Genomic DNA, 21,970 nt, shown 5'->3' with positions numbered 1-21,970 from the left:
TTACCAATTGCTTCCAGACATGATTAGTACCTGGCTTTCATTTCCGTATTTTATCTCATTAAGAAAAGTCTCTTTCCCCTGATCCAAAGGAATTAAAGAAATCCCCCGACGTTCATATTCTGTTTCTAAGGTTGGTGAAACCATACCTGCTCCCTTCCAAGGTCCCCAGTTTATGGAGATCACTTTTCCTTTTAGCCTTTTGTCAAGAGCTCTGGCATAATCATCCAATACACTATTTGCTGCGGCATAATCGGTCTGACCTTTATTGCCATATACTGATGCAATACTTGAGAACAGAACAACAAACTGGCAATCTTCACGAAGCTGTTCAGCCAGTACTCGAAGTGGTTTTACTTTAGTGTCAAAGACCCGCCCGAAAGAACTGCTTGTTTTATGCTTAAATAATTTATCTTCCAAAAGACCTGCCCCATGAATAACTCCGTCCAGGTGACCGTATTTTTCATAAATATTGCTGAGAAGGGCACTTAACCCATCTTCATCACAAAGGTCTAAAGATTGATAAACCACAGTGCTTCCAAGGCGTTCCATATCTCGGATCGTATGGAGGATCTGATTATTTTTGAAAACTCGTACCGTTTCTTTTTCTATTTGAGGAGGTGACGTGAATTTCCCGGTTTTTATAAGATAACTTCTTATTTCTTCCTTGGTTTTCATCACTTCCAATTCTTTATGATCTGGTGCTTCATCTCTTGGATCTGCTGATCTGCCTACAAGAATATAGGTACATGGATAAGCTTCTGACATATGTTTAGCCAGTTCAGAAGTGATCCCCTGTGCACCTCCAAGTACTAATACAACTGATTCCTGATCTAGCTGGATGTGTGCATCTTCCAGACTTGTTGATAAAGGTGAAGGTATAATATCCACTTTATGCCTTTGATCATTTTTGTAAATAACTTCAACCGGTTTATCGGCTGCTAATATCTCTTTTAAAGCAATTTCAGCAATCTGATCCATCTTCTGAGTAGTGCTTAAGCTGATTAGTCTGCAGGTGGTTTGTTCAAACTCACGCGCCAGGCTTTTAAATAAACCTGAATAACCTTGATAATGGCGCAGTACACGAGTATCGGTTAACTCTTCAAGATGTGCAGGAATATCTGATATCAGGTAAATCCATTTTGCTTTATCGAGATTTAATTTTTTTATCAAATCAACATGATCAATGATATTATGCTTAACAGGAGATGAGAACATATCCAGAATGATCAGTCCGTCAAAATCTGAAAGATCCTTCTCCATGTCCACTAATTCTGCAATAGCGCCATATTGTTCAAGTCTGTTTTTAATTTCCTGCGTTTGGTTACCATTGTCTTGGGTAATTGCAAAACGTTTTCCTTGTAATATTTCAGTGTTTTGTATTAAGGAAATATCACTTGGAGTAAGATCAAAACGAAGACGGGATAATACCGTTGGAGTAGCTTCAACATCAACATTTACATCAATGTGATTGTTAGTTGTACTATTATTATCAGCGCCGGTATTGTTGATCTCACTAATCCAATTTGCCAACCCCTTAAGTGTTTTAATAGCAGCCATTTTTTCCATAAGATCATCAGCCTGCTCTAAATTCTGACCGAATCCTATCTTGGTTTTAAGGTCAGCGATAATTTCCATACGCTTAATAGAATCAATACTTAAATCAGCTTCTAAGTCCAGATCCAAACCTAGCATCTCTTTCGGATAACCAGTTTTTTCACTTACAATATCCAAAATTGCTTTCTGAAGGTCTTCGATAGAAAATGAAGATTGATCCTGAGGTTTTGAGCCATTGACTTCTTCTGAGCCATTTTTTTCTGCAGTAACTGCTGCTACTCCTGTATACTCTGTAAGCCATTCAACGAGACCACTTAAGGTTTTTATCGCCGCTAATTGCTCCATAACGGTATCTTCATTGGCATGATCGATCGTAAGGATATTCAGTTCACTTCGCAGGGTTCCTATAATCTCAACCCTTTTAATAGAGTCAATACTCAGGTCAGCCTCAAGATCCATTTCCATACCCAGCATTTCATGAGGATATCCCGTTTTATCACTAACAACCTGTAGTAATAAGGATTTAATATCTTTTGATGGAGCCTGTTTTGTTTGAATGATAACAGGTTTCTCCGTATTGACCGGGGAAGCCGGAATAGAAACCAAACGATCATTGATGAGGTTGGGTACAGGTGAAGCATAGACAGGAGTAGGATTGATCTGTGGATTCTGTCCTAAGAAGGAAAGCATCACATCCCGTTGAGCCTGTATAAGTAATTTCATACTATTTAAATATTCCTGCAACATGCGTTCAGCAGCAAGCTGATTATCAACTGCAGGTACTTGTTGATTGGTAAAGTTGTTCATTTGAAGTGGTGTTATTATAGGTAATGCACCATTCACTGGCAGTGTGCCTGTGGTTGGTTGTGCAGCCTGACCGTTTACACGCCAGATAGCTGGGTTTTTCTTATAAAGTTCAGGCTGGTCTATTTGAATAAATCTAGCGCTACGGCCATCAAAAAGCTTTTCAATATTGAAGGTACGGCCAGTGCCAAGGTACTGAGCAAACATACAAAGCAGGTGAGTCAGTTTATTACGGTTGCTATCCTCGACATAGAATGTCAATTGATCTTTTTCCAGGCAAGACTGAGTCAGTCCGGTGAGTATTTTTCCTGGTCCTACCTCAATGAATATTCTTGCTCCATCGTCATACATTGCCTGGATTTCTTCCACAAATCTTACCGGTTGTACAAGGTGTTCGGTAAGTCTTTCCTTTATTTCGGATGCATCTGTTGGGTATACTGCTGCCGTAGTATTGGACCAGACAGGAATTTGCATTTCCTGAAAAGGAACATCTTTCAATACAGCATCATATAAGTCTTTGGATTTGGCAAGTAACGGACTGTGGAATGCGCAGGCAACCTCTAATTTTTTTGCAGAAATACGCTCCTTCCTAAGAAGTTCCATTAATTTATCTATTGCCGGTGTACTTCCTGCCACCACACATTGAGATGGAGTATTGAAATTTACGGGATAACAGCCTTCTATTTGTTCAAGGATAGGTTGTAAATCTTCCTGTTTAGCGCTTACGGCTAACATAGTGCCCGGATCTCCGCCTTCTACAGAATCTAAGATCGAGTGGGCCCGCTGGATACTTAAATCAACTAATTTTTCTTCTCCAAATACTCCTGCAAAGCACAAAGCAGGTAATTCACCATAACTGTGTCCTGCCACCATATCTGGAACAATACCCATGGATTCAAGGAGTCTGGCTAATGCGAGATCAACAATTCCCAAAATTGGCTGTGCTAAACGGGTATCTTTAATGGTCTCCTTTTGTTTCTTTAAAGCATCGGCATCAAAAGTAGTAGAAGGGAAAACGACTTTCTCAAGCTCCGGATAGCCTTCTATAAGATTTCGGATAGCTGGAAAAACCACAAACAGATCGCGGGCCATATTGATTCGCTGACTACCCTGGCCAGGAAATAAAAAGGCCACTTTACCTGCTCTTTTATTTACAATAAAGGTGTCTTTGGTTTCAATACCGAATAAAACCAATTCGATTTTCATCATCAGGTCTTCGGCTGTATCGGCAACAATACTTAACTGTATTGGTTTTTCTGAACCTACGGTTAAGCTGTAGGCAATATCTTTTAAAGAGATGTCATCATTTATTTCTAATAAAGATTTGATCTGTCCCAATTGGTTTTTGGCCTCTTCATAAGTATCTCCGCGGAACACAAATAGCTCAGAAGGCCATGACTGTAATGCTACAGAATTATCTTGTTTAGGGTGATTTGCAATAACGGTATGGAAATTAGTTCCTCCGAATCCAAAAGCACTGATTCCGGCATAACGGTTCTTCTCGCTCCAAAGTCCACTTTCGGCATAAAACGCAAAAGGACTGGTTTGAGCATTATAGTAAGCGTTAGGCTGTTGAAGATGAAGGGTAGGAGGTTTTATACCATGGTATACTGCTAAAGAAGCTTTGATCAATCCTGCTAATCCTGCTGCACATTTGGTATGCCCGATCTGCGTTTTTACAGAACCTAAATGAGTCTGACCGGGTAAAGCCCCTGAACGACTAAATAAATTGGTAAGTGCACTAAGTTCTGTTTTGTCTCCAACTACAGTTCCTGTACCATGAGCCTCAACAAGTCCAACTGATGCAGGACTGATACCTGCTTGGGCATATGCACGTTCCAAAGCTCTTACCTGGCCTATTTTTCTAGGCGCAGTAAGACCTAAAGCCTTTCCATCACTTGATCCGCCTACACCTTTGATAACCGAATAAATACGGTCACCATCATGTACAGCATCTTCATATCTTTTTAATACTAGTATGGCTATCCCTTCTCCCAAAGCAATACCATCGGCATCACTGTCAAATGTTGCACATCTTCCTTTTCGGGAAAGAGCATGTGTACTTGAAAACATAAGGTAATCATTGATCCCGTTATGTAGATCAGCTCCACCGGCAAGTACCATATCGGATTTACCTAATATAAGTTCCTGACATGCCAGATCAATAGCAGCCAAAGACGAAGCACACGCAGCATCTACGGTAAAGTTCCTGCCTCCAAGATCCAGTCTGTTCGTAATCCGACCTGCGATGACATTAGCTAAAATACCAGGGAAAGAATCCTCTGTAGTGTGTGGAAATGCCTCTTTTACTTCATCATGAAGTTCTCCGAAAACCTGCTTATAATATCCTCTGAAACTATAACTATTTGCCAGGTCATTACCGCCTTCAGCTCCGATGATCACAGAGATGTTTTCTCTGTTGACGTGTTTTTCTCCATATCCGGCATCTTCCATGGCACGTTTAGCAACCAGTAAGGTTAATAATTGTGTAGGTTCAATGGCTGCAAGAGATTGTGGTGGAATTCCAAATGCGAGGGGATCAAAATCTATTTTCGGAATAAAGCCACCCCATTTAGAATGGGATACATCGGGTCTGTCAGAGTCCGGGTGATAATAAATATCTTTATTCCATCGCTCATCCGGTACTTCTGTTACGCTGTCTTTTCCTAGAATGATATTACGCCAGTATTCCTGTAAATTTTTTGCACCTGGGAAAATACATTCCATCCCTACAATAGCGATATCCAGTGATTTTTCATTGGACGCAGGCTCTTCTGGTAATGTTGCTTGCTGAATGTATTTGTGATTATCAATACCAACATCCTTATGAAGCTCTGCAAGAGAGATCACATGGTCATGCATGGTTGCAATTTGTCCGATCATATACATTCCCAGGTCTAGCTGTTCATTTTTAGGTATGTTGACCAGTTGGTCACCCTGACGATCTATCCCTTTGGCAGCAATTCGCAGACGACCAACATTTAGTTTTTCAAGTTGTTCCCAGACTTCTTTTTTATCCATTCCCGCAGCCAGAAGTTTAGTCTTCTCGCTATTGAAATGTTGTGAAAATGCTGTGTTTAAGCAACGTGTTTCATGTCCAGGAGCTGTTTCCAACAGGACGGTGTCTTTTGCCTGCATAGCCTGCAATTGAAATTCCTCCTGGATGGCTCCGGTGATTACCGCTTCTTCAGTATAGAGATAAGCAGTTCCCATGAGTACACCCACTTTTACACCTCTGGCTGCTAACGGAGCCGCCATGATAGAAACAAATGCTGTTGAGAATGCGTTATGGATTCCTCCTGCAAAAAATACACTGATATTTTCAGGATGATCTTCTTTTAAAATTCTTTCAATCTGTTTTTCCCAAAGGACCATGCTTGAAAGTGGGCCTACATGGCCACCACATTCACGTCCTTCAAATATGAATTTCTTAGCTCCTTCTTTCAGGAAAATATCCAATAATGCCGGGGAAGGAACATGCAGGAAAGTACTTATTCCTGCTTTTTCAAATATCTTAGCCTGAGCAGGTCTTCCGCCTGCGATAAGAACTACGGGAGGTCTGGCTTCAAGGATATAGGAGGTCTGTTCATCTCTCAGTGCCTGAGGTGCAAATCCTAAAATACCAACACCCCATGTTTTTTCACCGGCAAGTTTTTTAGTTTCAATTACCAATGCTTTTGCTTGTTCACCTTTAAGTAAAGACAGGGCCACAAAAGGCAAACCTCCTGCTTCGGCTACAGCATTGGCAAATGAAGGGACATCACTGACACGGGTCATTGGCCCTTGTGCAATGGGATATCTTAAACCAAGTTCTCTGGCCAGCATATTATCCTCATTAATGACCTGGAGTGCTTTTGCCTGTTTCAGATGCCCGTACATGGCTTCTTTAAATCCAAAGATCATCTTTTTGAGACTTTTGAAATCTTCATACAGATCTATTGCTAAAGAAATATCCTGTCCCATGGGAATATAGCTCTTACTGATATCAAGGTCAGTAAAGTATTGCTTAAGATCCGTGGCACTGATATCTTCCGGTAAAGCGGGTGAATTTGGCCTCACCAACACCCGATGATTAGCTATAATTTTTGTTTCGGTTCCATTTAGTTTTGAGCATAGGTCTTTTACATCCTGAGGAACGGAACTTTCTGGAAAAAGAGCAAGCTGACTATCCAATATGACACCGGTTGCTCCTAATGCTTTTACTGCCGCAGAAGTGTGGAGTCCTATTCCTCCCTGTGCCCATACTGGTATAGTATTGATTTCTTTGATAACACGCTGAAATAATACAAATGTTGATTCATAACCAACAAGTCCACCAGCTTCATTCCCTTTTACGATGATACCTTTTGCTCCTGATTGTTCAGCCTGTCTGGCTTCTTCCAAACTGTTTACCTGGTAAATAACCGGTAAATCCAATGCGTAATTAATTGATAGGCTGAAAGGAAGTATCACAAAGCTTACTTTCTCTGGAATTTGAAGCGACATAAATTTGTCATCAGTGGCGGAGATACCATAAGAAGATACATCTGTATGGTCGAGTTGATTTAATGCTTGCTGAGCAATCGTTAACTCATGTCCTAAGCTTAGGATAGGAAATGCACCCGCCTGATGTAGTTTCAGGATAAGATTCACATCCGGTTTTTCAAAAGGCGTTATCCCAATAATAGTAAAGTTTTTCATGGCATTTATGGTTTGAAATGATAGAATGTTTCATAACAAAACGCTAAACATTTAGTTATAAAGTGCGATTGTTTGTTATGAAGGAATAAAAGTAGTAAATTTATGTTATATATTTAACAATAAACGTTATTTAATAATTATTCTTTAATTTCGAATCGATTAATTGTGTGGATTCCAGTAACCCTTAGGTTATTAGATTTAAGGTCGATATCCGGCTTTTCAAAAGGCTTTGCGCCAATAATGGTTAAGTTTTTCATAGTGTTTATGGTGTTGAAATGATAGCTGAAAAATTCCATAGCAAAACGCTAGACCATAAGGCATAATGAGCGATTGCTTATTTTGGAGGAATAAAAATAAATAAATTATGTGATATTTTTAACGATAAAGGTGATTTAGTAATAATTTATTAATAAGAGAACTTTAAATCGACCTAATACTGTTAATAATCTGTAGTTTATATTTTTATTCTTCGAAATAAACCGGTACAATCTGTATGAAAATAATTATAAATTTTTATAATTATTTAGTAATGTTACGCAAATATATGAATAAAAATAAGATATTTCAATGCCTGGAGAAATGTTTTTTAATATTACAAAAAGATAATATTACAACAGGAGTACAGAGGTTGGTGTAGTTATTCTTTTAACACTTTTAATATTAGGTAATTGCTGTCTTTACTTTTATGCATTTAATCAATTTTAAGACTGCTTACCGTTTAAAAATGAACAAGAATTAACTTCACTAAAAACATCATTATAATATACCGGATTTTAAATAGTATCTATCGTTTAGCATGGCGGAATTTGATAAATTAGTGGCTTGAAATTGTTTAAAATTCAAATAACTAATAATAGCAGTATGAAGAATTCCGAAACTAAGATTAAAAAGAATATTGGAAGATTATTAAAAATAAACTCATTTTGGATGATTGGAATAATAGGTAAGACCATGTTGGCTGCCATGTTGTTCATATCTATTATTAGTTTTTGCCAGACCCCTGTTTCAAAGTTTGATATCTTATATAAAAAGATAGATCAAAAGAATTTTTTTATAGTTCATGAACTTTTTGAAAAAAACAAGAAAGATCTGCCTGTAGAATACCAGTATTTTACCGAAGCAGTGCTTTATAATGCTTTTAACAAACCTGAAGAATCTAATCAGAAGATTTTAAAACTTGAATCTTCAAAAACCAGACTTCCTGATTCACTTATGCTTAAGATCTGGCGTATTAAAGAGGATAACTGCATGAAGCAATATGATTATAAAGGAGCCAAAAAAGCTATTGAGGTAGCCATTAACCAATATAATGATCTCCTTACAGAAGATGAAAAGAGTGACTTTAAAAACAACCTGAAAATATGGACTGCTCTTGAAAATGAACCCAGACAACAGGTTACTTTTAATGGAGATACCCGCATAAAGATGGAAAAGGATGTTGCGAACTTAAAGAATCTTAAAATAAGTACCGGTGAAGATACCATGAATTTTATTTTTGATACAGGAGCTAATATTTCCACAATTGCAGCATCCGCTGCCAGGCGTTTAAAAATGAAAATTATTCCCGCTGATATTGATGTAGATGCGATTACCGGTATTTCTGTTAAAGCAGATCTTGCCGTATGTAAAAAACTGGTTCTTGGAAATATCACGATAGAAAATGCCATATTTTTAGTTTTTGCAGACACGGCGCTCAGCTTTCCGCAAATAAACTATCAGATCAATGGTATCCTTGGGTTTCCCGTTATTGAAGCTTTAAATGAAGTGCAGCTGACGCAAGATGATTATTTTATTGTACCGGAAAAAGAAACAAAAATAAATACACCGGCGAATATGGCAATTGACGGTCTGACTCCACTTATTTTTATTGATGGCAGACATTTTACTTTTGATACCGGTGCTGATCAGACGATGTTATATGCACCTTTTTATGAAGAGAATAAAAAAAATATAGATAAGGAATACAAAGGCGTTAAGATCAGTATGGGCGGTGCAGGCGGAAAAGCTGAATACGATGGATTTAAAGTAAACCATACCTTTCATATATTAGGAAAACAGATCCCGCTTAAAAATATAAATTTATTAAAAAACAAGATTAATAAAGAGACGGTCTACGGAAATATTGGTCAGGATGTGATCCGACAATTCAACAAAATGACCTTGAATTTTGATCAGATGTTTATTAAATTTGATTAAAAATTATTATTTTCCTTTTAGAATATATTCAATTAAAATAATAATCATCGATGTAAAATAACGCCATTTTCATTTAAATGGTGTAAAGCTTTTAGCCCATGCAAAAGGTATTGTAGTAATTTTTTCTGTTATATGGTTAGGTTCAATTTTGTTTTACTCAAAAAATTAATTATATTTTTGGAGATCATTTTATTTAAACCTTTATTTTTTTCAAAAGATTCTTATGCATAATCAAGTGTGCAAAGCAAACCTCAATATTATGAAGAGAAGGTATCTTACTTATATTTTACTTTTTGGATTTCCATTGTTTGGATGCCAAAATAAAGTGGCTGAAAAATCCACTTATCAACAGAACTGGATGTTATTGGAACAGGAAAATCAAGCATTGGCTTTTGATGCTGATATAAAACTGTCTGATGCTGAGATCGCATTGGACAAAAAATTATTTCAGTTACGAAAGGAATTTCTTACGGAAACAGACAAACAGAAAATACCTTTATTTAATAGTTCTTTTAATGAAATAAAACCATTGATAGAGGGCAGTAAATTATTTGAGATCATTCAATCTATGCCGAAAGGAGGGTTGCTGCATACCCATAGTGGCGGAATAACCGATGTGAAATGGGTGATTGCTGCGGCAAGAAAGTATAAAGAATCGTATGTTTATGATCAGGCAGATAATGACCAGTTTATTTTCGGACAGCTGGCATTTTTTGAAGAAGGGAAAGTTCCGAAAGGATTTATTGGTCTTGATAAAAAACTGACTTCAGATCCTGATTTTGAAAAAAAACTGGCAGACCTTCTCATCCTGAAGCGGGAATCACTGTGTACTTATACCGATTACTGGATTGAGTTTGAGAAACGTTTTAAACGTATTAGCCTGTTGTTGCCTTATCGTCCTTTTTTTAGGGAATATTATAAAAAAGGGTTTCTGGATTTAGTGGCAAATAATGTGCAACACCTGGAAATCAGGTTTATCTTTGATGAGCTTTATGATTTTAAACATGGAAAGTATCCATTGAAAACATCGGTTACCGATCTGCAGGACGTTGTTAAAGAAATACAGAAATCACACCCGCAGTTCAGTTTGAAATTAATTTATTCCAGTTTTAAATTTTTAGATCCGAAAAGTATTGAAAAACAACTTGAAACAGCCTTTGAACTTAAAAAGGAGTTTCCGAATGTTATTTCAGGCTTTGATCTTGTTGCAGATGAGGCGGCAGGAAATAGCATCTATTCTTTCCGGGAAGATTGGATGAAACTAAATGAACTCAGCAAAAGGTATGGAGTGAAGATGCCTCTTTTTCTTCATGCAGGAGAAAGTACCTCTGTCTTTAATAAAAATATTCTTGATATTTCATCATTGGACAATCCAAGGATTGGGCATGGCCTCAATCTGATCTATTTTCCAAAAACAATGGAGTTGATCAGAAAACAAAATAAACTGGTTGAGGTAAGTCCGATCAGTAATCAGATTTTAGGATATGTCAGTGACCTGCGGAATCATCCTGCAAGGGTTTTGTTAAGCAATGGAGTACAGTGTTCTATAAATAGTGATGATCCGAGTGTTTACGGATATGAAGGTCTTAATTATGATTTCTGGGTCGCTTTTGTTTCCTGGGAGCTTGATGTAAAAGCATTGAAGAAACTGGTTTTTAATTCGATTAATTATTCGTCTCTGGATGAAAATGAGAAAAAGGAATCATTGGTGTACCTGAATAAGCAATGGGATGGTTTTATTCAAAAAATGAAAGTGAAACTAAACTGATAAATTGCCTCATGAAATTTTATGAGATGGCAGCTAAAATACCAAAAAGGGCTTTAACAAATATCAGTCCGTCAATAACAACCAGGTAATACATAAGAGGCCGCCGTTTTTTTAATGACAGCGTTACCGCCACCAGAAGTAAAAAAGGAATGAGGATAAATATCATTTTCGGAATGCTGAATTTACTCATTAAGGCATAGGATATGAAGGTAAGGATACCTAAAATGATCAATGGAATTATGATGTTTAAAAGTGTATTTCTTAAACCATATTTTACAACAAAAGTGTTCAACTGATTTGTGGTATCATCCGCATAATCTTTTACATCAAACATAATTGCCAGCAATGAAATAAACATGAAATTCTTCAGAAACAGGATAAGCAGAAGTAAGGTGAAATTCTGTTCGAATGAATGAATGACATTAGAATATAATAACGGATATATGGTCGTTAAGCCAGCCCAGACAAAGCCAATGATGAAAGGCTTTACCAATCCCGCTCTTCGAAGGTTGTAGGCACGCGTGGCAATATTTTTTCCGTAATACATGGCCGCTACGATAGGGAAGATCAATAACAGGATCCACTGTATACCTGTCATTGCTTTTATTTCATTAAAGTAAACGATCGCCATCCACACCATTATCCCTAATAGACAGATATTAAGACCAATCTGGATTTTTGAGATCATTTTATGATGAGCAGAATACCACCGCGTACGCGGATTTTTGGAGGTAGGTGAATGACTTCTGGCGTATGGATAATTATAGAAAATAATGGTACTGATAAACGTTAGTATGTATAGCATTATCCCTTGAAAAGGGATTTTCATAAGGAAAGTGGTTTCAAGGGTAGCGGCGACTGTACAAATGCCATAAAAAAAATTACTGTAGAATATAAATTCCAGTAAGTGCCTGAACCCTGTTTTTTGCTGATGTTCCCTGAGCATATCTAATTCTTATAGTGATCGTTCCGTTGGTTGTTGAAACAGATTATTCGCTATGTTTGCCTCGTTTATTTTAATTATTAATTTTATTTTATTCTTTGTGTGATTTAAAGTACTAATTAACAGGGTGTTGTGTTGTTAATTGTCCCCTGTTATCTGAGGATTGAAATTAATTATTTTTATTGGCTGGTGCAAGCATAATAATGGGTGGGGCAGGCAGTTTTAAAGCATGCTTGATAACTCCGGTCAAAGATGGTGTAAAATTGACAGACAAAATAAGTATTGGCAACCATTCTTACCTATTTTTATAGTGGAGGTTTTACTCTGTTGGCTACTTATTTTTATAAATTTAATATCAAAACATAGAAAAAACCATAGACTAACTGTATTTTTAAAGCATAAAAAAGATATGAGCTACGACATCCATTTATTCAGAAAAGAGACCAAAGAAAGAGAGCAGAAACTCAACGACGAAAGTTTTTTCGATGATGAGAAGAATCTTGAGCCGTTTACGGCACCTCAGATTGAAGAATTAAAAGCACGTCTTGCAAAGTATAACTATGTCTTACACGAAAAAAGCAAATATGGATTTCATTTCGAACATCCTGAATATGGGCAAGCGCTGCTAACCGATGAAGCACTGTATTTTTCAACAGATTTTAATGAAGAAAATATTTTTGAAGTGGGGATGACCGCCTCAGAATTTACAGATACGGGTGAATATCAGAAATATGATCCTCAAAATGGGGAGTGGGAAGAGTATTAAAGTGACTATAATATAACTTAAAGATTTTCAGGTAATGGCTGCCAGAAAGGAATTTGTAGAGGAAATAGCGCATCGGTTCTTTATTTTTTTGTAGTTTTAATTCCATTAAAAATCCATCACATTTTTTTACTTTATGAAAAGGCACTTGATCAATCAAAATGAGCTATCAGATAAATTTTGGAATATAGATTACCAGGGAACTACTCAAAAAATAATATTTGGCAAAACCGGAACAAAAGGCAGGGAAACAATCAAAGAATTTGCTGATGAAAAAGAATGTACTCACGAGTCTGAAAAGCTGATCAATCAAAAGATAAAGAAAGGATATATTGAAATTCTGGAACATGACGAAGTTCCACAGAAAAAAGAACTTTCAGAGAATGAAAGAGCTGATATTTATTTCTGGGAAGCCATTGAAAAATCCAATAAACAGAGAAAAGCCCATTGGAGCGAATATGATGTGGATGAACATTTGGAAAATTTAACCGCCTACCTTTCTAAATTTGGAAAAGAAAGACTTATTCTTTTTGAAAAAACACTTCGGGAGAAACTGAGTAACCTTTATACGGCAGAAATTGCTGAACTTTCTATTATTCTTGAATGTGGATTTAAGCTGGAGAATGGGGTTTATGTGTTTAACGATTCCCTTTCTGATGATGGGTTTATTTACTTCCGATGCTGGCTGTTGTTGAAAGGAAAAGAATTTTTTGAAGATATTGAAAAAGATATTCAGTCATTGGTCAATGGAAAATACAGCTTTAACATTGCCGACTGCTGGGCAGAAGGACTTCTGTATGTCTCTGATGATGCCTATTCAGAAAATCATGATAATGAAGATGAATCAGAAATAAGAGATACTGTTGACGAACTGTATCCGGAGAATCATTATGATAGCCCGGAGCGGCAGATGAACCGTGAACCAAAAGGTGGAGCTGATCTACAGTCTATGTACCCGAAATTAGTAAAAGAAATTGCTGAACTGAGAAGTGTTTAGGGAGAATATCATTATTCGGTAACACTGCATTTTAATACTGATTCTTAAAATCTTAATCAATACCAATTGCTTTTTTAAGCAGGAATACATTTTTAAATTCAGAATTTTTAAAAGAAAATACTGAATTTTCCGTTTATTTCTTAAATTTGGCTAATGCGAAAGAATCTTTATCTCATCATTATATTATTTTCTCTTGTAAGTTGCTATACTTACCAGGTTAAAAAACCAGCCGATCCAGCAATGGATAAGAAGGGCAATAAGAAAGAATCTAATGAGCGTGCAGCTCCTGCTGACACCAATTCTCCGCAAACAAAAAATACAGCCACTAAATCTCAAGGTGCGGATTTACAGCAAACATCTGTCCCGGTTGATATTCAGGGGAAACTGACTCCGGGTAAAAATGTTAAAATTGATGTTGATGGCAGGTCTTATAAAGTCATCGTTGACAAGTGGGAAAGCGACAGCCTGGTGGCGCATCCGGTTCGTAATTCTAAAAAAGTTCTGAAATTCCATAAGAACCAGATCAATGGCGAGAGAATTGCTGAAAAACGCTTTTCACAGCCTATTGCTGATATTATTACCGTTGCTGCCTATGCCGGTATTGGAGTATTAATATATTCTCTTGTGAAATAAATTTTTAAACTTTTCGAATGAGCAGGGAGATTGAAGCTTGCTTAAACTACGCTTAATAGAAATTTTTTCAATTAATAATATTCAAATTTTCTTTCTGTTTTTTGTTGTAGAATTCCATGATCATCCACTAATTCTTCATACACAGAATTGGCATTTGGATCAAGCTTTACATTTTTATAAACATGCTTAGACTTTTTGTGGTTGGTTAAATTCTCAAAAAGGATTTCATTTTTTAGGGTATGGGTATAGGTATATAAAATGATGCTGTTAATTGGGGTTTCATAAAAATTTCCGGTTTCTTCTGTTTTTATGAGGCGGTTATTTCTGTCAAAATAAAATAGTTTGTGAAGTGATATATTGTGATCAGTAGCATTTGAAACTCTCTTATATAATGAATCAGATATTTTCTCAAAATAACCGTTAGTTACTATTTTCTTAGTTTCAGGATTAATGACTTCAAAATAGCGTTTTGCTTTGTCTTTTGAATTGTAGGTAGTAATTTCATTGATCAATCGATCATGAGAAGATCCACTTTTGATCACATTATAGTATTCAACTTTTGTAAGGAAACCCTCTTTGTCAAAATAAGAGATATTCTCATTTATATTTTGGTTTGAAAAAGTAATGACCTCTGTAATTTTTTTGGGATGTCCTGAATAGTTAGAGAATTTCAGATCATTGATGATCGATTTTCCCTGACAACTTACAAGACTATATAGTAAAATAAGTAGATAGCTAAGTTTTATTTTCATAGGGTTCGGGTGTTGGGAGTAAACAATTGCTTCCAGTTTGTCTTATAAAAATGCCCACAAATTAGATCTATTATTTTGCGGGCAATGTATTTCTCCTTTGAGCCGTATTTTATTTAAATTGGATCAGGGTAGAGTGGAGGACAGCTGCTAACACGGTCACATCGGGTATAAAAAATCTCGCATTGTCTTGGTGTACACATCGGAAGAGATAATTCAGGACCATCGCCGCCAAAAATTTTCTTCAATTCTCCTTTGGTGAGCTTTTGGGATAGGTTTTTTAAGTTTTTCATAAAATAAGGTATTTAGTTTTAAAATGTTTTTTTTGTAAAAACGTATAGACAAGATACGGAAATAAATGATATCAAAATGTAGTATGGAAGCATGAGGTAAGTATGGGTTGCTTTTTGTTTTTTTAGCTTTGATGATCCGTAATAAAAATATATTTTTGTAATCAACAGCATCAAGTTCTTATAACAGATTATGTTGTTTGCTCTAAAAAACTAAAACTAACCCGAAAACTAATTACATCATGAAAATGAACAAAACTACGTTGTACCTATTCATCCGAATGCGTCAAAACTTATTGTTTCCAACCATTTAAAACAATACTAAGTTATCACAATTTCTTTAACGCTATAAGTCATATAGAACACATAGGTTTATTTGATTATTCCTGTAAATCAGATATAAAGAATATATAGTATTAGGGTATTCCGATACTTCACTTTCGATCTGGGGGTGAGAAATTCTTGTATTGAAGTTTGGAAAGTTTCATGTGGTGTCAGTAATGATGCTATTTAATCTACGGAGGACTTTCAAAATCAAAACCTATTTGAGGATTTAAAAATCATGTCTTCGTAAGAATTCATTTGTTTCCTGAAATTTTTGTGTTCAGTTGACCTATGGGATGAAATTCAGAAGCGATTAAAACAAAGCGGAACCGAAAAGCTATACGAGTAGGAAAAAATACTATAAAATTAAAATATGAGAAAAATACTTTTATTATTTGTATTCATCAGTTTACATTCTTTTGCTCAATGCTGGCAAAGTCTGAGTGCAGGAACTGAGCATTCGGTAGGAATAAAGACAGACGGATCATTGTGGGGTTGGGGAGCTAATTTCTCCGGACAACTGGCTGACCTAAATGTGAATGGCAGAAATACCCCAACCCGAATAGGAACGGTAACCGATTGGAAAATTATCAGTGCAGGCGGTAACCAGACTTTTGCCATTAAAACAGATGGAACATTGTGGGCCTGGGGACGCAACGAATATGGACAACTGGGAGATGGAACTACCATTTCAAAAAGAATTCCAATACAAATCGGAACAACTGCGAATTGGAAAAGTGTAAGTGTAGGAGATGATTTTACGGTAGGAATCAAAACGGATGGAACATTATGGGCGTGGGGGCGTAACGATTACGGACAGCTTGGAGATGGAACTGTCATTTCAAAAAAGATTCCAATACAAATCGGCGCAGCTACCGATTGGCAAAGCATTAATGCCGGAAATAGATATGCCTTAGGAATTAGAACAGATGGGACGCTATGGGCATGGGGATACAATTTTAACGGACAATTAGGAGATGGAACTACCATTTCAAAAAAAGCTCCGATACAAATCGGATCAGACACGAACTGGAAAAGTATTGATGCCTCATATGGGTATTCTGTAGGAATAAGAGCAGATGGGACACTATGGACATGGGGTTCGAATACGTATGGACAACTGGGTGATGGAACGACTATTAAAAAAACGGCTCCTATTCAAATTGGAACAGAAACCAATTGGCTAAATGTAGCTGCTGAAAATGGTTTTACATTTGCAACGAGAGCAGACGGAACACTTTGGTCATGGGGCTATAATTATTATGGGCAGTTGGGTAATGGTACAGATGGATCAGTAAATACAACATCTCCTACACAAGTTGGTATATCTTCAGACAACCTGGAGGTTTATGCCGGACAAAATCATGTTCTTGTAAAAGGCATTGACGGTTCTTTAAAAGTTTGTGGAAGAAATAATTCCGGTCAGCTGGGTGATGGAACTTCTAATACTAATACTGTGAATAATGACAAAAATATATTTATTCCTATTGCCTGTCCTGAAGTTTGTATTCCTCCAACACAATTTTCAACAAGCAATATTACTTCTTCAACAGCCACTATTGGCTGGACAGCAGCCACTCAGGCTCCTGATCAAGGGTATGTGTATCTTTACAGCACAAATCCTGTTATGGGCGGGAATAATGGAGTCACTCTTTCTACTACGGTCAATTTGACGAATTTATTACCTAACCACACTTATTATTGGTGGGTAGCGTCTGATTGTGGTTTCAGTCAGGTGGTCTGGATGCCGGGAGGTTCTTTTACCACACTTCCTACAACCGGAACAGGCTGTTGGCAAAGTGCAAGTCTAGGTCTTTATCATTCAATGGGACTAAAAAAGGACGGCACATTATGGAGTTGGGGAGACAACTCTGATGGAGCGCTGGGAGATGGAACTACAACCAACAGAAATACACCAACACAAGTAGGAACAGCCGCAGACTGGGTGAAAATAGTGGCTGGAGTATCTTATTCGGCAGGAATTAAAGCAGATGGAACGCTATGGACATGGGGATGGAATTATGACGGACAACTAGGTGATGGAACTAAAACCAACAGAAATACGCCGACACAGGTAGGAACAGCAACAGACTGGGTACATATGGCCACCGGAGCCAGCCATATGGTAGCCCTGAAATCTGATGGAACACTTTGGGCCTGGGGTAATAATAAATATGGACAATTAGGGGATGGTACCACCGTCAATAAAACCTTACCAATACAAATAGGAACAGCAACAGACTGGTTAAGTGTAACGTCCGGAGGAAATCATACGCTCGCCATCAAAACAGATGGGACGCTTTGGACCTGGGGAGATAATTCCAAAGGGCAACTCGGTAATGGAACTTTAACAGGAAGTGCTTCTCCTATTCAAATAGGAATAGCTACGGATTGGGCAGCTATTGATGGAGGAAGAATCCATTCGATAGGGCTCAAAACAGATGGGACACTTTGGACGTGGGGAGATAATGGATACGGGCAATTGGGTGATGGGACCACAATTTCAAAAAATACGCCGACACAAGTAGGAGCCACAGCAGATTGGCGAAGTGTTCGTACAGGCATTAATGGTTCTACTATCGCCATCAAAACAGATGGAACGCTTTGGACATGGGGATATAATGTTTTGGGACAATTAGGTGATGGAGCAGCGACGAATAGATCTACACCAATGCGTATCGGAACTTCTACCGATTGGCAAAGTATTGCAGCAGGAGCTCACAACACCCTCGCTATTGACAATGTTGGAATTTTAGCAATCTCTGGCTATAATAGTATGGGGCAGATAGGAGATGGGACAGATATTCAAAGTAAAATTTTTACGTCAGTCGCCTGTCCTGTAAGCAATGTAACTGTTACCCGTCTTACAAATAGCTTTGCTGTTGAGGAAGCTTCCACAAAAGCAAATGAGCTGAAAGCCTATCCAAATCCTGTACAGGATATCCTGACGATCTCGTTCGATCAAAAGATTCTTTCGGTAACGGTTTACAATTCGGCAGGGAAACCGGTACTTACGAAAGCAATAAATGATACGCAGGGAACTCTTGACTTTTCTGCTTTGTTATCGGGTGTTTATCAGGTCAAAGTGAATTTAGCTGATAACCTCGTCAAAACCATAAAAATAATCAAACGATAAATAGTAAAGCTTTAAGGATAAAAGCTAATTTTTTTAAATTTACAATCTTTCAAAATAGCGCTACTTATTTTTAAGTAGCGCTATTCTTTACAGACTGGATACTATAAGATATAGTTTATTTACCTTGCTGTTTCTTAGGTGGTTTTAAAGAAGGTGTATTTCCTGGTGTCTCCTTATTATCACGTTGACGTTGATCTGGTTTTCCAGTTGATGTTGCTGTTCTTTTTGGCCCTGGTTTAAGTCCCATAATATTATATTTTATCATTAACTAAGTCAAACTTACAAATGATAATTTATATTATTTTACGACTTTCCGTAAACAACAAAAATAAAAAGCATCTTAAAATTTTGAATTGGTAATTTTACATAATTTCTTAAAGGTCTCGAATAAATATATTCTTGGGAGTTTTGACAATTTCATCAAAAAAAATCCCAACTTTCGTCAGGATCTATTAATTATTGAGATTTCGTAATCTATATTCCAACCATCTTGAAAAAGCTAGCAAGAGTTAAATTCTTGCCATGACAAATTCGCATTATGGTAAGAAGAGCAATTTGATAGGTTTCATCGTCTCTTATTCTTCGAACTGTCTTTTCATCTATATTATGATCTACAGCAAATTTGCTATTATTGTTCAAAGGAACAACCCATTCATCCCTTATAAATTCAACAATCTTTCTATTTGCTTCTGTCATAGAAACAAATAAATTACTTATTCTTATAAAAAACTCGGACTCAAATCCGAATGTTAGTAAATTTTTATTACATTTATAAAAAATACAAACACATGAAAAAGAATATAACAGACTTCGAAACCCGGTTTTGGACAGAGCATAAAAAGCACTCCGGATTACAGCTAATGGAAACCTATTTTAAGTTCAATGAACTGGCTGTATCCAAAGAGAGGTTAAATAGCATTATGAATTACGCGGTAAAGAGGGATAGTTGGATAAAAGAAGATTCTTCCGTTATCTTTCATTTTTACCAGTCAATGCGGTCATTTGTGCGTGCTGGCTATCTCATCATGCTCAAAGAAAAGAAATGGAAAGTGAATACCCAATTAGAAGATACCTCTCCATTACTTCTTGGCTTGCTTTCGGAGAAAGAATACCAAAACCCTTTATTGGTATTTAAAAAAGCATTCAAAGAATACAGCATCACGGAATTTGATTATTTTATGTCCGGATGGTTTATTTCTCATTGGGAACTTATGATTATGTCCCGGAAAGGAATATGGTCAGCCCCTACATCCATCTGACTAAAATGCTGGATGCGGCACACCTCATTCTTGAAAGGAGCGGGAAGAAAGTAGATACAGCGAACTAAAAAATTACGGAAAGAAACGAAAAGGTAGGTCATAATCATGAAGAAAAATTGCTTTCCACCAATTTGAAAAGACTTATAATACGACGTATTCTGTCGCTATGCTATCCTAATTTTGTACTGTATAAAACGTAACCGTTTGAAAATGAATATAAAAATATGATGAAATTCATATTAAATTTTTTTAAAGTAAAATTAATAAGTATTAAAAAGTGTTAAATTTGCAGGCTTTGAAAAATCAATTAACTAAAAACATAAATAGATGAAAAAACTCTACATTGGTGCTTTTACTATGTGCACAATTCTGAGCTCAGCTCAGGAAATAGTCTGGGAGAAAAACATTAAATCCAGTACACAGGATTTTCTTAGTCAGGTTACGACAACCATAGATCAGCAGTATCTGATTACGGGAAGTGCTATTCAGGGAGGTAGCCTTCGAGGACCTCAGGCTACATCGAAGCAGAATAATGGATACGATTTTCACTTGGTGAAACTAAACCAGCAGGGCGACCAGGTTTGGGAGAAATATTTTGCAGGAAATAATCATGATTATCTTTCTTCAACTGTAACAACACAGGATGGAGGATCGCTTTTGGGAGGTACCTCGTACTCAGGGAAATCTTTAGACAAAAAAGAAGATTCCAAAGGTGGATCAGACATTTGGCTAATCAGAATTAATGAATTCGGTGATGAATTATGGCAGAAAACTTTGGGAACTTCTGCTGATGAAGAAGCCAGAGCTGTTATTCAGACTACAGATCTTGGATTTTTTGTAGCTGGAAATGTTCAAAACTCACCTAAAGGCTATGGCTCAAAAGATATCTTAATCATCAAACTTGATAAAAACGGAAAAGAGATTTCACAACTTGTTTTAGGTGGGAAAGGGCTTGATGAGGTAGAAAAAATGATCCCAACGAAAGATGGTGGAGCATTATTAGGTATTTATTCCAGAAGTAGTGCTAATGGATCAAAGCAAACTGAAAACTTTGGTGAAGGTGACTACTGGATCATCAAACTTTCAAAAGATGGAAAAGTAGAATGGGAAAAGAATTATGGTGGAAAAGGAGATGATCATTTAAGAACTCTCGCTTTAACTTCAAATGGATATATCATTGGTGGAGAATCAAGATCAGAAAGATCAGGAAATAAAACTGTAGGAATTGAAGAAGGAACTGATGTTTGGTTAATTTCTTTAAATGAAAGAGGTGATGAGCAGTGGCAGAAATCTTACAATTTTAAGAACAGAGATGTTTTAATGGGAATGAGCACAATTCATTCTGCAGATGATAAAACAAAAGGAATTCTATTAGGTGGTTATACCCAGGCGGAGGGAAGAATAGAAGCTGATGATGAGAAATTCTGGATGCTATATCTGGATCAAAACGGAAATGAACAGTGGAGGAAACATGTGGAAGGGGAGTCCAGAAAGAGAGAAGAAAGATTATCTGATATCAAACTCAACAGAGATGGTTCAATCATCTTGGCAGGAACCAGTGCTGAGGAATTAGGAAAGGAGAACTGGAAGATCGTAAAACTGGGTGATAAACAATTGGATCAATTAATCGAAAAACAGGATATCAAGATCTATCCTAACCCTGTATCAGATTATGCTTATGTGGAAATAGGCTTTGACTTTAAAGACGCAGATATCTTATTATATGATATGGGTGGAAGACAATTACAGAGTTTGAAAACGAAGAATAAGGTAGCCAAAATAAATACTCAACCACTTATTCAGGGAGCTTACCTTGTTGTAATAAAAACAGATACTAATAAAACAGCGAATGCTAAACTCATTAAGAAATAATA

Annotated in this window: 13 protein-coding genes; 8 read left to right on the top strand and 5 right to left on the bottom strand. The window is 36.7% G+C overall.

The features are described 5' to 3' along the window. Positions 1-7,038 (bottom strand): type I polyketide synthase, encoded by a 7,038-nt coding sequence (locus tag NG806_RS08330; RefSeq protein WP_261512668.1) that lies wholly within the window; start codon positions 7,036-7,038, stop codon positions 1-3. 861 nt (positions 7,039-7,899) lie between these two features. Between NG806_RS08330 and NG806_RS08325 the strand changes: the two genes are divergently transcribed. Together NG806_RS08325 and NG806_RS08320 are read left to right on the top strand one after the other, a co-directional pair. Beyond that, positions 7,900-9,234: a retropepsin-like aspartic protease gene (locus NG806_RS08325; RefSeq protein WP_261512667.1), complete on the top strand. Its 1,335-nt coding sequence runs from the start codon at positions 7,900-7,902 to the stop codon at positions 9,232-9,234. Positions 9,235-9,493: 259 nt separating this feature from the next. Further along, complete coding sequence (locus tag NG806_RS08320; protein WP_261512666.1) at positions 9,494-11,002, top strand: amidohydrolase family protein; 1,509 nt, start codon at positions 9,494-9,496, stop codon at positions 11,000-11,002. Positions 11,003-11,021: 19 nt separating this feature from the next. On the opposite strand, the gene NG806_RS08315 is transcribed toward NG806_RS08320, so the two are convergent. Further along, on the bottom strand, positions 11,022-11,831 hold the full coding sequence (locus NG806_RS08315) for a UbiA prenyltransferase family protein (protein WP_214831603.1): 810 nt from the start codon (positions 11,829-11,831) through the stop codon (positions 11,022-11,024). Between the two features lie 523 nt (positions 11,832-12,354). Here NG806_RS08315 and NG806_RS08310 point away from each other — a divergent pair. The 3 genes from NG806_RS08310 to NG806_RS08300 all read left to right on the top strand — a co-directional run bounded on the left by NG806_RS08310 (position 12,355) and on the right by NG806_RS08300 (position 14,338). Further along, positions 12,355-12,711 carry a hypothetical protein gene (locus NG806_RS08310; RefSeq protein ID WP_214831602.1) on the top strand — a complete coding sequence of 119 codons (357 nt, stop codon included), beginning with the start codon at positions 12,355-12,357 and terminating at the stop codon, positions 12,709-12,711. A 133-nt stretch (positions 12,712-12,844) separates the two neighbouring features. Next, complete coding sequence (locus NG806_RS08305; RefSeq protein WP_214831601.1) at positions 12,845-13,705, top strand: DUF4240 domain-containing protein; 861 nt, start codon at positions 12,845-12,847, stop codon at positions 13,703-13,705. 153 nt (positions 13,706-13,858) lie between these two features. After that, a complete protein-coding gene (locus NG806_RS08300) occupies positions 13,859-14,338 on the top strand; it encodes a hypothetical protein (RefSeq protein ID WP_261512662.1) in 480 nt (159 codons plus the stop codon). Positions 14,339-14,409: 71 nt separating this feature from the next. On the opposite strand, the gene NG806_RS08295 is transcribed toward NG806_RS08300, so the two are convergent. Beyond that, positions 14,410-15,090 carry a hypothetical protein gene (locus tag NG806_RS08295; RefSeq protein WP_261512661.1) on the bottom strand — a complete coding sequence of 227 codons (681 nt, stop codon included), beginning with the start codon at positions 15,088-15,090 and terminating at the stop codon, positions 14,410-14,412. A 984-nt stretch (positions 15,091-16,074) separates the two neighbouring features. Between NG806_RS08295 and NG806_RS08290 the strand changes: the two genes are divergently transcribed. Further along, entirely contained in the window at positions 16,075-18,837 is a 2,763-nt protein-coding gene (locus NG806_RS08290) for an RCC1 domain-containing protein (protein WP_261512660.1), read from the top strand. Between the two features lie 115 nt (positions 18,838-18,952). Here the strand turns inward: NG806_RS08290 and NG806_RS08285 are convergent, their stop codons facing one another. Together NG806_RS08285 and NG806_RS08280 are read right to left on the bottom strand one after the other, a co-directional pair. Beyond that, the gene (locus tag NG806_RS08285) at positions 18,953-19,084 is read right to left on the bottom strand and encodes a hypothetical protein (protein WP_261512659.1); all 132 of its coding nucleotides are present in this window, start codon (positions 19,082-19,084) and stop codon (positions 18,953-18,955) included. A gap of 227 nt (positions 19,085-19,311) precedes the next feature. Then, positions 19,312-19,533: a hypothetical protein gene (locus NG806_RS08280; protein ID WP_261512658.1), complete on the bottom strand. Its 222-nt coding sequence runs from the start codon at positions 19,531-19,533 to the stop codon at positions 19,312-19,314. A 92-nt stretch (positions 19,534-19,625) separates the two neighbouring features. On the opposite strand from NG806_RS08280, the gene NG806_RS08275 reads away from it, so the two are divergent. Continuing rightward, the gene (locus NG806_RS08275; protein ID WP_261512657.1) at positions 19,626-20,096 is read left to right on the top strand and encodes a hypothetical protein; all 471 of its coding nucleotides are present in this window, start codon (positions 19,626-19,628) and stop codon (positions 20,094-20,096) included. Positions 20,097-20,423: 327 nt separating this feature from the next. Then, positions 20,424-21,968 (top strand): T9SS type A sorting domain-containing protein, encoded by a 1,545-nt coding sequence (locus tag NG806_RS08270; RefSeq protein ID WP_261512656.1) that lies wholly within the window; start codon positions 20,424-20,426, stop codon positions 21,966-21,968. Positions 21,969-21,970: the final 2 nt, after the last annotated feature.

The organism is Chryseobacterium paludis (assembly GCF_025403485.1).
Taxonomy (GTDB): domain Bacteria; phylum Bacteroidota; class Bacteroidia; order Flavobacteriales; family Weeksellaceae; genus Chryseobacterium; species Chryseobacterium paludis.
Note: the sequence above shows the minus strand (reverse complement) of the source record. Positions and strands in the feature narration are given on the sequence as shown.